Origin of the sequence: uncultured Shewanella sp., assembly GCF_947491715.1 — a bacterium.
GTDB lineage: Bacteria > Pseudomonadota > Gammaproteobacteria > Enterobacterales > Shewanellaceae > Shewanella.
Map to the genome: position 1 here is coordinate 46,185 of NZ_CANLKR010000013.1, position 12,066 is coordinate 58,250.

Consider the following 12,066-nt stretch of genomic DNA (forward strand, 5'->3'; position numbering starts at 1 on the left):
GCATTCAATAACACAAACAACATCATAATAAATCCTGTTGAGTCGCGGTTTCAGCTTGTGCTTCTAAGCTAAGACTTTCCGTTTCGTCAATAAAACGTATCACCTCATACAAGTAATCCAGCTTACCTGTCGCCATGTAGATTTGCTTCTCACTATTAGGCTTAATCAAATAGCCCAGTTCAACCAAACGCTTAAAAACAAGCTTAAGCTGAACATCGGTTTGGCTACTGGTCGAGCCAAATAATCGATAATGGCTGATCCTTGCCAATTGTTCGCGAAAGGCTGGCGTATCTTCAATGCGCTCTTGTAACTCTGTCAAACGAATGGTGGCACCTTGCGTTAAAGGGGCATCTTGACCACTGGACTCTTGCACCAAGACTAGCCATTCCACCAAGGGGGTTAAACTCGTGCAAATAGTCTTAAATTGTCCAGAGATAACTTTTTGCTCTTTCTCACCTAACTGTAAATAGCCGCAAAAAAAGACATCGCCTTCCGCTGCCGTACTTAAAGTTCGGTTAATTTGATTAAGGTAAGCTTCAATTCGCTCACGAGTCGCCGCATTTTGCAATGCACGCCAAGCCTCTTCATTGGTTGTTCGGCAAATAAATTCACCGCGCAGCAATGATTCAATCACAGCGCTCGTGCCCACTAATACGGTTTCATTTGACTCAGGCATCAGCTTGCTTCCTTATTCAAAATCTTTCTCTGCTTTAACTTTTCGCTGATAGCATTCACTTGGGGTTTCACAACTTGTAATTGCCGCGTTTGCTTATTGATAATGTAACGATTTGAAAACAGGTTCAGTACCTCTGACTCAGGATTAGGGAACGCCCCTAATACGGCAATATTATTATTGCCACAAGCATCAAATATTTTCTTCACATTGCCATGGTGTAAGGTGCCTAGCTCATCGATAGGCCAATGGATCACCACATCGGCTTTTCCTCTCAATAACCGCGTAAAGGCCAATAAAAACTTACATAAAATCAGATAAGCCATGCCATGGCTGGAAGATTCATTCAATTGCCTGTCGGTGCGAATGATCAAATCACTGTTGCCCTCTTTTAAACGCAGCTCGATTTCCAATAATTTCGCGATCCCACCTGTCAGTGCAGAGCGGCCAATAATATCTAAGGCGCGGCGCATACTCACAATGTAATCTTCATTAGGAAGACCAATAAAGCCCTCATTTTTCCACTGAGTATAAGCACTGACAAAGGCCCCCAATTCTGGCCAAAACTCCAATTCGCTAATACGCGAACGGATCTTCACTTGCGAGCCTGATACACCATCAAGGAACAACTCTTCACTGACTTCACGAGTAATTCGAGCACTTTGGGTCACAATGCGTCTATCGATATCCACGAGCACATCATAAAATGCGGTTAAATCCACACCAAACATACGTCCTTGTTCTCGCAGTGCCATCACAGATTGAGGCACCATTACATTGAGTAACTGAGCCAGTTGAGGCACTAATTTTTGATAATCCAGTAAACGAATAGACTTATCATTAATTGAGCTTGACTCTTCACGGGCTCGCTCCCAAAACTCAGCAAGACCAGAGCCTGATTGACTCACAATAACAGAATCAAAATGGTCGACATATTGCTTCACCGATCTCAGTAAATTATCCCGCTTTAATAATGATTCTTCACCTTGCCTTAAGCGTTCGAATAACAGACCTTCTGCTCCATCTGCATTTTTCGGTAGCTTAAGTTCTGCCAATTTACGCAAGAGGTGGCGTAATTTACTGAGATTTTCAGACGCTTCGACTTGAGCAGAGTCCGACAGTTTACGTTTCGCATCAAGCTCATCTCGCTCTATTTTCATGGTTTTGGCTTGGGCTTTTAATGCGTGTTCTAATTGAGCCGATTCTTTCTTCACTTCATTTAGCTGGGCTTGCAATTTCGGTTTACGCTTAAGCCAAGTATGTTGATACCAGTCATCAAAACGCAATACTTCGCTGCGGCGTAACTCTGCTGCCGCAATATTCTCCTCGAGCTTGGCAATGTTTTGTTTCAGTTTAAGAATATGGGCTTCATCAACACCACGAGATTTCAGTTCATTCTTATACCATTTCTCACACGCTTTCTTATCGTCTTTCGCCGCAGCGCGTCGCTGCTCAATACTGACTTTGACTTGATTAAGCGCCGTTTCAATCACCCCTATCACATCTTGCCAGTAGGCTTTTTTCTCCATCACTAAGCTAAGCATTTGTTCTTTATGATCAGCTTGCCAGTCTAATTCGCTTTGCTTTAACTGTTTAATCTCTGTGTTGATTAAAGTGAGCTGCTGTTGCGATGCCTTTTTTCTAACGGCCAAGGCTTGATTAATTTTTTCTTGCTCGTTGCGTTTCTCATCTAATAAACGGCGCAGATCTTCACGACTGTTTTGATAAGCTGTTCTGGCAACTGTCTGTTCCCGGCTGATTTTCTCAAGCAGCTCTGTCGCCGCAATTAACTTATTCTCAGCCTCTTTTTGCCGCTCTTTTGCACTTTCAAGGGCTTCTTCGGCTTTACAGTGCTCAACACGCAGAGCCTGCTCTGATTGCGCAAAACTAGGGGTATTGATAGTGTTGAGATCGATACCAATACCATAAAGGCCACTCAAACTCTCTTCTAATGCTTGAGGGTTTAAATCACTACGATGTAATAATGATTCATTGATCACTTTCCCTATATGGGTCTCCCACTCTTTGACATTCGAGCGTAAAAACTCCAGTAGCGTATGGGAACCTGGAAACAGCACATGCTCCACTTTATCAAGCTCAGCTTGGCATTCACTCACTCGAAGCGTGGCAATACGCAACACTTCATGGGATTGCTCACGCGCTTTTTGACACTTGCGCTCTTCATTTGTCATACGCTCAAAGTGAGCATTACAGGCTTCTTGATCTTCATCCGCCCGCGCAATACGCTCATCAAACACAGCCAATGCCATTTTCTCATCTTCTGTGTAAGCCAGATTATTCACAGCCAAAGATAGCTGAGCTTGAGTGACTTTAAGCTCATAACCTTGCTCGCTAAATTCAGCTTTTTTGTCATCAAAGGTTTGACGCCATTCTTTTTCTAATGCTTCAATATCGGTACGAGCTTGATGATTTTGACTGTCTAATGTCACTCTTTGCGTGTCTTGCTCAGCATGTAACTGCTCAAGGGCCTGATTTAACTGCTCACCAATTTGACTGCGTCTTGCGTTATAAGCCGCTTCCACATCTTGATGCTGCTCAGTTTGTAATTTATGTTGCTCTATAAAAGCGGTTTTATCGTTTTGCCAAGTGGATAACTGTTCTAAGTTCGCTTTAGCCTGTTCAATATCAGTTTCAAGAAAGGCATCATACTGATTTTCAATGGACTCGAGCTCATCTTCACATTTAGCCACATCACCTTTTGCCGCCGATAAATCTAAATTCAACTCATCACGCTGAAATTTCCACTGCTTATCCAGCTGCTGTAAAGCATGATTGTGTTGTTTCGATAATGCTTGATTCGCTTCTTGACGCTCAATTTCGGCGCACTCATCTTGAACATAACCTTGGCTTAAACCACTTAAACGTAGCTCTACACTCAATAATTGATCAAACTCTTGTTCTAGCTTATTAAACTCCGGCCGAATTTTTTCAAACTCTTGAATAAGCTGACTTTCACGGATCCAAGCTTCGACATGTTGAGGGTTAAGACGTGAACTCGGCGGCACAACACCTTCTTCTTCTAAAATAGCCGCCACCATGGACTTCACGGTTTCCATTTTCCCTTCTTTAGAATGCACCGCTTTAGCCAGTTTCTCTATGTGGCGCAATCCATGTTCAGGATCACATAAGGAAAACTGCTTCGCATAGGTACGCAATTCTCCACGCTGACCTCCCGCACTCAATAAAGCTTTATCATTTTGAATAATGGCACGATATTCTCGAGTGTTAAGCAACTTAGTTATGCTTACTCCCCCTCGCTTAAATTCACGCCCCAATTCTGCCATGGTATAGCAAAGCAATTGCTTACTATCACGACTCTTGGTGTAATCTTCAAGTTCAAAACCTTTCGCAACGAAGCGATAGTTCACCCCTTTTCCATCACCCGCCGATGCCAAAATACCTTGATAAAACAAGCCATCAGATTTCTCATATTCAAAAATGATATAACTGGACTCATGAGGTAAATACCAGCGCTCAAAACTATCTCGAGTCGACGGGACCACTCGACTTGGATATTCACCATAAAAAACAGGAACCAAACGTTGTAATGTTGTTTTTCCTGATGCATTGGTGCCGCAGATATTGGTATGTCCATTCAACTTAAGTTCGACCACGCCAGGTAAATGAGTGTCGATGAGTATGATGCGATGTAAACTTGGCATTTCTTTCCTTTTCCAACGCCTGCAAAACTGCAGCGAAACCTTGGCTCAACTAAAAATAAAACAGTCAGTTGAGTAAAATGAGATTGAGCGGGTAATAATCAAGGGGGGTAAATTAAAACAAAATGACGCGCTTAGCAAACCTAAAGAAAAGGTCACTAAAAAGAAAATGAAAAAAAAGAGGGAAAAACAAGCACAAGTGAGCAAAAGCTCACTTGTGTAAAGAGTTACGCACTCGCGGCTAATCTAAAACCTTCATATTGTTCGCACATTTGTTGCATTTGGGCTTCATCAATGGCTCTTAGGCCACTTAAGACGAGTGTTTTTTCACCCGTACCAACCAACTGATCGCCACAGTGCAATTCAAATTTTAATATCACATCACCTCGCTTACCATCGATCTTTAACGTTTTCTCAATCAAACTTAAACGAACATCAGAAAAAACTAAAGTGTGAAGGTCAATTGACATACTTTCATAGATAATCAAAGGGCGGGCAGGATTCACCATTACCCCTTGCGCTTTCATCATAGGCACCAGAACATGAATAAAATTCAGTCCAGAAAAAGCCACGTAACTGCGAATAAAAGCTTCTGTTTGTGTTGAGCAATGGGTAACTTCACCACTGCGATGAACCGTTAAATAACGCTTATCTTTATCATCACACACAGTGAAATCTTTCTCTTCATGCCCTGGAAAGACTAAAGGTGTGTTATCACCTACCATGCCTTCAAATTTAAAGGTCATTTTTTGACTTAAACCATATTCGGTTAAAGTTAAGGCAAAAAGTAAGTCTCCAGGCACACAAAATCGCTTCGCATTCACATCATGAATAGGATTAAAATCTTGAGCCACACTCTTAGCGAACGCACTCGCCTGAGTTTGGCTAACCGAAATAACTTGATTTTTTTTATTAAAATAAGGATTTAAAAACATACTGCTTATTAACACTTAATATAAGTCAAAAAATAGCCGCGAAGTATACAGCAATTCCTCTTCTTTACTCACCCGATGAGCTAAATAAGCAGGAAATCACCAGTAAAACAGTCAACAATCGTCTAAAACATTTGAAAAAAGAATGATATCACTGAACAAAATAGAAAAAAGGACTTCAATGAAGTCACACACAAAGTGGTATTGTCATGAGAGAGTGATGAAAGAATCATGAAATGATATTAATGATTGAGACCCACAAAACTTGACACAAAAGGCCTTTAAATCCTCCTAAAATATCAGAGCACCAAAGGGCACTCTGGCTCAATTAAGGTAAAACTTTTACACCATTTGTTTACTGTATGATCATTCTGGCATTTACTGATTGAACGGGTCGATTATTGCCATGGGGGAACAATTGAGAAAATTGCTTAATTTGTGCTTTTGACGCCGTAATAGGCTCTTTCATCACAAACCATTGTACGCCTTCAGTACAAGGGGGTGTCGTTAATGACCCATTAAAGCGGTAATATTTATCTTGTTTCGGCAAAAGCTTATTGATATTCACAGCTGCACTTAACGCAACCTCTTGCCCGACTTTTTTCGGCATGCTGTTCCAAATTTTTTCAAGCTCTGGATTATAAGCGCCTTCTTTAAACATCACCCCCACCACCGCTAGATGGCCAGCTTTATCTGCATTCACGAAATGTACTTCCATTGGAAAAGATTCACCCTCAATCGTATTCTCACTCGGTGAATGAAAGTGAAGCTGCTTTAAATCAAACTGTTCATTTTCAATATTAATACGACTCCCCTTGCCATACACAACTTCAATGGTATGACCATTATTAAGCACTTCCGTTCCCCCTGCTTGGTACTGAATATTCAATTTAGGCAGTTCACCCTTAACCATTCCCGTTAAATTAATGGGTGATTGATTGACACCTTTAGCACAGGTCGTGAAATCAGGCGCTAATGTTCCCCAATGGTTAGGTCCAGTATCACCAGAATACCCCCAATGTGTTTGATCGGCAGCCAAGGTCACATGTGACACTAAACCTATTGAAACAGCACAAAACACGGACAAAACATTCTTCATACAATTTTACTCCTGTATACACTAGTGAAAGATGACAAACGCGGTGATAATTTAATCACCACCTGATTAAGAAGGCAAAACCTAAAAGAAATTATCGATTATAAATAAGTAGTGATAACACTATAAATACTTATAAAATACATTAAGATCATTAAAAACTTTAAAAATAAAACTTTATTATCATTTTACCTATCCCTGACATAGATTGGATGTCGTTAAATCAATATAATGAAAAGGAATGTGCATGCGCAATTTATTGACTTTATTACTTTTACTGATTGTTTTGGGGTGTAATGCATTTCCTCAACCCAGCGATGATAACAAGCTGCTCAATAGCAATACAGATGGCAATAACCCGTCACATAACACTTCGGTATTGTCTAAAAAACAATGGGCTCACGGCGCAGAAAACTGTGATGGCAACCAAGATCCTATTTTGGATATTTACCAACATACTCTTGATACTTTTATCATCAGACAAAATAAGTGCTTAACCTACGAGGCCCCCTTCATCTATATCCTTATCGGAAAAGAAAGAATATTGGTTATAGACACTGGTGCTATCGAAAAAGCAGAGGAATTCTCGCTACATGCCCAAATAAAATCAGCTATTGGTTTGATGCATCAAGATAAAAAGTGGCTCGTCATTCACACGCATTCCCATCGCGATCATACTGCTGGCGATCAGGCTTTTTCTGCTCAATCTAAAGTGAAGCTCGTTGGTACTAAAGCCACCGATATTCAAGAATTTTTCGGCTTTCAAAGTTGGCCAAATGAAATTGCTCACGTTGAATTAGGTGAAAGAAAAGTAACCATAATTCCCACCCCAGGGCATCAAGAAGAAGCCATCAGTATTTACGATCCGACCACCCAATGGCTGCTAACAGGCGACAGTTTATACCCAGGTAAAATTTACATTAAAAACTGGCAAGCCTACAACACAAGCATTCGCCGCTTGCTTGATTTTTCAAACCAGCATGTGATTAAAGCCATATTAGGCGCCCATATTGAAATGACAAACCAGCCCGGTCGTGATTACCCTATCGGCACTCAATATCAACCTAATGAGCACCCGTTGGATTTATCCGTCTCAGACTTACATAAACTCAATTTTACGCTTGAAAAGTATCAAGAAGAGGCGCCAGATAATGCATTAGTTTTCGATAATTTCATTGTAGAGCCAATGGGCTTTTTCCAACGAACAATGAGTGACATTTTTCGGTTTTTTAACACATAACAACACGCTGAAATAAGGGCCTTAAAGCCCTTATTCTTAAATTAACGCTTTTCAATACCCAGCTTTTTTAAATTATTCGCAATATCTTCCGCGGCCGTGTTGGCATTGATGTCATCATCAATTTTCAAAATAGTGCCATCTTTGCCAATATAAAAAGTTTCGCGGCTAGCAACCCCTAAAAAATTAAGCACATCATAAGCTTTTGCTGTTGCCTTAGTGGGATCACTTAGCATGGGGAAATCAACACTCTCTTTTTTAGCAAAGTCTTGATTATCTTCTAAAGGATCCACACTTGCCATCATATATACCGCATTATACGCTCGAATTAACGCGCCATTTTGCACTAAAGAACGGCACTCTTGAGTACAGACTTTGGTATTCGCCATGGGATACCAAGCCAGCACTACGGTTTGCTTACCTAAATAATCACTCAGCTGATAAAACTCCCCATTAGTGGCTTGTAATTTAAAATTAGGTGCCTTATCACCGACTTTGAGTGATGCTGCATTCACAAAAAAACTCATCATCGATAATAAGAGTATTAACACTCGATTCACTGTAATGTACTTAATCATATTAACCCCTTCATTTTAAAATCCTCTTAATTGAATCACTATAGCCATGATACTTAACCATCCAATCCTTCATAGGCTAAATCATAAGCCTTGGCCAAATCTTGTGTCTTAGGTTGTAAAGCTTTACGGTCTTTTTCACGCTTATCCGTCGCTCTGAGTGTAGCAGGATGAATAAATGCCACTTCACACTGCATCACCGCGAGTAAAACCCCTTCTATAAGAAATGTTCCAGCCCCTCCCGCACCTTGCCCTGTGGTCGCGCGGCGATTCATCATCACTTTCTGTACATTACATTCTTGGCAATAAGCCTTGATGTCTGCCACAAACTTCGCAACATCCTTCTGAGAAGGGTGTTTAGGCAGGCTCAATTTATTTTCTTTAATAGTGCTTAATTCATGCTGCTCTCGCGTACCCGACAAGGTCACCATTCTAATATCGTTAGCCTTTAATAATAATCCTGCAACTACCACGGTATCTTTCCCCCTCAGTGTTCACTCTGCAAACATTTCAATCTAATAAATAAAAAACGGCAGCCTCTCAGACCGCCGTCCGTCACTAAAAAAGAGTGCGCTAAAAAAGAACACTTCTAAAAACTACTGCTTATCATTTTTATAAGACTGCACAAACGAATGCAATAAAATACCTCTCTCATCCACATCCAATGCCAACTTAACATCCATATTCTGTGGCTCAATCTGGGAAAGATCCACCATATCATGGGTTCCTGACATTTTTGCATAAGCTTGCAATGGTGCTAACATTCGACTGGAATCAAATGACACCATAGCCAAATCATTTTTAACCACAGCTTCCTTTGCTAGCAAAGCTGCTGCGGCTTGCCCTTTATCACCATTATAAATCACTAAATGCTTGCCCTTAATCGCCATTTTTAATGCTAAGGGCCACTCAGTCGGTAAGCCTAATACCTGAGTAATATTAACGGCACTGCCATCACTAGGAATGCTCACTTGTGCAAGTGTTGGCAAAAACATTTTAGCCATATTCACCAATAGAGCAGGATCGTCACTACTGATACTGGCTATCGCATCAAGCTGTTTAAGTTCAGCGCCTTCATCCCCCTCTCCCAGTTGATAATCGAGTAAAGACACACTGGCCCCCATCACACCTTTCGCCATTGAAGTCATCATACCGAGCATGGCTGGATCGCTTTGAGACAATTGCACCTGAAATTGATTTAAGGGCTCACATTGATATTCAGGAGTCAGTAAATTGTCCCAAATATCAGCTAATGACGTCGATATTTCTGACGTATCCAGTCCAAGCCCCACTGCCGCTACTGCACCATTGAGATGATTGACATAATGAGGAATAAAGCCTCTCATCGCACCGAGCGCAGTCAAGATCTCGGCATTATTACTTTCAACTATGGTCGACAAATCAAACATACTTGATTCTTCTGTCACCGAATAGCTATTTAGGCCCATGACAGTGCGAGGCCAATTGGCAGCGACCCCTTGAAGTTCTTGACTGCATTGCTCTGCTTTAAGTTCTGCAAATCCATCTTCCCCTTCTATTTCAGCATAACGGGCAAGCTGTTTCGCCAATCGATTGCCATCAAAGGTCGTGATCCCTTTGACTAATGCCTCGTGGTTAATAAAGCTAATACTGGATTGTGAAAACTGGTACTTGTCGATAATTTTCTCTAACAAGTCCGACCCCGCTAGCGAGTCAGTCACTGGTGTTAACTCAAACGCTGAAGTGAGTAAATCATCATCATTTAAAGCAGTATTAAACGTGATGATTAATCGGTTATGATTCACCGCAACAAGCATATCCAGCTGAGTATCCTCATCACCTAAGCCATAGACGCGATAATGGATCTGTTGTAATTGCTTTTTATCATGCGTCATGCCACTTTGGCTTTCTGCTTTATCAAGTTGATGCCAAAAAGCCGCTTCATCCGCAATATCGATTTTTAATACAGGGATCGCTCCCCAAGTATAAAAATACCCATGAATGGCTTCAGCCAGTCCCCAAGTTTGAATAAAAGTGTCACCTGAAGTAAGACTCGCCACATATTCATTAAATAACGCATTAAAAAACTTTCCCCTTGGATCATCACTAACAGATAAACCTTCAAATAATTCTGCCGTCGCATTCTTATCTGCATCTGACAATGAGTTAACGTAAGTTTTAATCGGAAAAGGAGTCAACTGAGCAGAAAACAGTGGTGTTTCGCGAGGAATATAAGTCAGCGCAGAGCTCTGCTGGAATTGCGCATCATTGCCTTTGTCTTGACTCAGCCAATATCCCAGTGCCCCAACGGCGACAATGGCCCCAACAATCAAGATTTTTTTCATGTAAAACTCCATGTTTTTTATTAGTTATTAAAAAGTATAATAAAATTAATCTTACGCTATAACGCACCGAAATGCGGCACAAAAAAGGGTTGTATTACACTAAAAGACGGATTATTTACCTTCTATACCCGTGATACCTCAAGCTGAAGGATTCAGCTGGAATTAAAAGCCATTTAGACAAGGCATTGAACATCGAGCCTAGTCATTCTAAGTCGTTGTTTAATAACACAGTATAAATGGCTTTTAAACCTGCCCTTTGGGAGTGTGTAAAAGCACCTACTTCTATGTTGTATCATCTTAAAAGGCAATAAGCATTTCGGCAATAACACGCCTTGAATTAGGCACTTTTACGCACTCTGAAAACATGCATCTTGAAGTATCACGGGTATAATGTTTGCTCGATAACATCTTGCACAGCAAGGGCTTCTTTAAAACTCGCTAGTGGGTGAGGTTTCCCTTGCATCATCAAGCTTAGCCCATTCAGTTGTGACCTAACCGATCCGTGTATCCGTAAAAACTCAATCGATTTCCATCCAGATTGTGACCCTAATTCAAGCATAGAGAAATCCTTAAACCGCAATGAGCCCTGCTCACCGTATAAAATCCATTCATTGACGTCCGGCGCATTGCCACCCACAGTGCCAACCAGTCTCACCGCTATCCCCTGACAATCATATTCCGCCATCACAGCAATTTCCGCGCGGCTTTCATCACCGCCAGGATAACTCACATGACTATGCTTAAGCTGCATTCCACCTAATAATCGATGCTGCATAAACACAAAATGAGTCAACACTTCGCGAACAAATCCTCCTTGAGCAGACTGACTGAGCCAAGTCGCAGCACCTTGCTGCCAATGCCTTGGCCACATACTGTATTGCAATTTAATGTCCACATGTGACAAGCCCCCTAATTCCTCACTATCGATAATCCCTTGCATTTTTTTCAGCTCAGGACTGCTCGCTAAGGATAAGTTCACCGCCGCCTTTATGGGCTTCTCCAAAGACTGATGCTCCCATTCCTCGACAAAAGCGGCCGCTTCATGCCTATCTACCGCTAAAGGTTTTTCACACAAAATGCTTTTACCCGCTTTAAGTGCCAAACGGCAATATTGAATATGAGTATTAGGTGGACTCGCAATATACACCAGATCCACATCATCACGTGTCATAAGGGCTTCAGCTGATGTTTCACAGCTTATAGATGCATATTGTTCTCCTTTAATTTTCATCAAAGACGGTTCAAAAACACTCACTACGGTAAAATCGGCATGGGCCAAGGCCCCATCAAGCATAAACATCCCCATAGTGCCAAGACCGATAACCCCTACCCTTATCAATACCGTTGCGTTCTTTGTTATCCGCTTTTCAGTCACATCACCTATGCATTCCATTGTATTTTCCCTTTAGTCAATCGAGCCCGATCCATGTTCAATATCATAACGAAATTCAATAACGTATTGAACACACATAAGTAACGAAGTTGATGTAGAAATAAAGGTAAAAGACTGACTCGAGTATCCATCGCATGCTTTTTTATATGTGTCGCT

Annotated in this window: 9 protein-coding genes; 1 reads left to right on the top strand and 8 read right to left on the bottom strand. The window is 41.2% G+C overall.

Translation table 11 applies throughout. The features are described 5' to 3' along the window. Window positions 1-22: 22 nt before the first annotated feature. From Q0779_RS10920 to Q0779_RS10935, 4 genes are all read right to left on the bottom strand, one after another. Complete coding sequence (locus Q0779_RS10920; protein WP_298772531.1) at window positions 23-676, bottom strand: hypothetical protein; 654 nt, start codon at window positions 674-676, stop codon at window positions 23-25. Next, on the bottom strand, window positions 676-4,356 hold the full coding sequence (locus tag Q0779_RS10925) for an ATP-binding protein (RefSeq protein ID WP_298772533.1): 3,681 nt from the start codon (window positions 4,354-4,356) through the stop codon (window positions 676-678). Before Q0779_RS10925 ends, Q0779_RS10920 begins: the two co-directional genes overlap by 1 nt. Window positions 4,357-4,580: 224 nt before the next feature. Further along, window positions 4,581-5,288: a DUF3581 domain-containing protein gene (locus Q0779_RS10930; RefSeq protein WP_298772535.1), complete on the bottom strand. Its 708-nt coding sequence runs from the start codon at window positions 5,286-5,288 to the stop codon at window positions 4,581-4,583. 352 nt (window positions 5,289-5,640) lie between these two features. Beyond that, entirely contained in the window at window positions 5,641-6,384 is a 744-nt protein-coding gene (locus tag Q0779_RS10935; RefSeq protein ID WP_298772537.1) for a carbonic anhydrase, read from the bottom strand. Between the two features lie 244 nt (window positions 6,385-6,628). On the opposite strand from Q0779_RS10935, the gene Q0779_RS10940 reads away from it, so the two are divergent. Then, window positions 6,629-7,621, top strand: a complete 993-nt coding sequence (locus tag Q0779_RS10940) for an MBL fold metallo-hydrolase (RefSeq protein ID WP_298772539.1) — start codon at window positions 6,629-6,631, stop codon at window positions 7,619-7,621. A 41-nt stretch (window positions 7,622-7,662) separates the two neighbouring features. Here Q0779_RS10940 and Q0779_RS10945 read toward each other — a convergent pair whose 3' ends face one another. The 4 genes from Q0779_RS10945 to Q0779_RS10960 all read right to left on the bottom strand — a co-directional run bounded on the left by Q0779_RS10945 (window position 7,663) and on the right by Q0779_RS10960 (window position 11,910). Beyond that, a complete protein-coding gene (locus Q0779_RS10945) occupies window positions 7,663-8,196 on the bottom strand; it encodes a redoxin domain-containing protein (RefSeq protein ID WP_298772541.1) in 534 nt (177 codons plus the stop codon). 53 nt (window positions 8,197-8,249) lie between these two features. After that, window positions 8,250-8,666 carry a DUF3010 family protein gene (locus tag Q0779_RS10950; RefSeq protein WP_298772543.1) on the bottom strand — a complete coding sequence of 139 codons (417 nt, stop codon included), beginning with the start codon at window positions 8,664-8,666 and terminating at the stop codon, window positions 8,250-8,252. Between the two features lie 123 nt (window positions 8,667-8,789). Next, window positions 8,790-10,517: a hypothetical protein gene (locus Q0779_RS10955; protein WP_298772545.1), complete on the bottom strand. Its 1,728-nt coding sequence runs from the start codon at window positions 10,515-10,517 to the stop codon at window positions 8,790-8,792. 379 nt (window positions 10,518-10,896) lie between these two features. Beyond that, window positions 10,897-11,910 (bottom strand): Gfo/Idh/MocA family oxidoreductase, encoded by a 1,014-nt coding sequence (locus Q0779_RS10960; RefSeq protein ID WP_298772547.1) that lies wholly within the window; start codon window positions 11,908-11,910, stop codon window positions 10,897-10,899. Window positions 11,911-12,066: the final 156 nt, after the last annotated feature.

Bases quoted from the DNA above. Each gene is read 5' to 3' on its own strand.
- Q0779_RS10925 (WP_298772533.1), bottom strand. From the start codon at position 4,356: ATGCCAAGTTTACATCGCATCATACTCATCGACACTCATTTACCTGGC.
- Q0779_RS10930 (WP_298772535.1), bottom strand. From the start codon at position 5,288: ATGTTTTTAAATCCTTATTTTAATAAAAAAAATCAAGTTATTTCGGTT.
- Q0779_RS10940 (WP_298772539.1), top strand. From the start codon at position 6,629: ATGCGCAATTTATTGACTTTATTACTTTTACTGATTGTTTTGGGGTGT.
- Q0779_RS10935 (WP_298772537.1), bottom strand. From the start codon at position 6,384: ATGAAGAATGTTTTGTCCGTGTTTTGTGCTGTTTCAATAGGTTTAGTG.
- Q0779_RS10960 (WP_298772547.1), bottom strand. From the start codon at position 11,910: ATGGAATGCATAGGTGATGTGACTGAAAAGCGGATAACAAAGAACGCA.
- Q0779_RS10920 (WP_298772531.1), bottom strand. From the start codon at position 676: ATGCCTGAGTCAAATGAAACCGTATTAGTGGGCACGAGCGCTGTGATT.
- Q0779_RS10945 (WP_298772541.1), bottom strand. From the start codon at position 8,196: ATGATTAAGTACATTACAGTGAATCGAGTGTTAATACTCTTATTATCG.
- Q0779_RS10955 (WP_298772545.1), bottom strand. From the start codon at position 10,517: ATGAAAAAAATCTTGATTGTTGGGGCCATTGTCGCCGTTGGGGCACTG.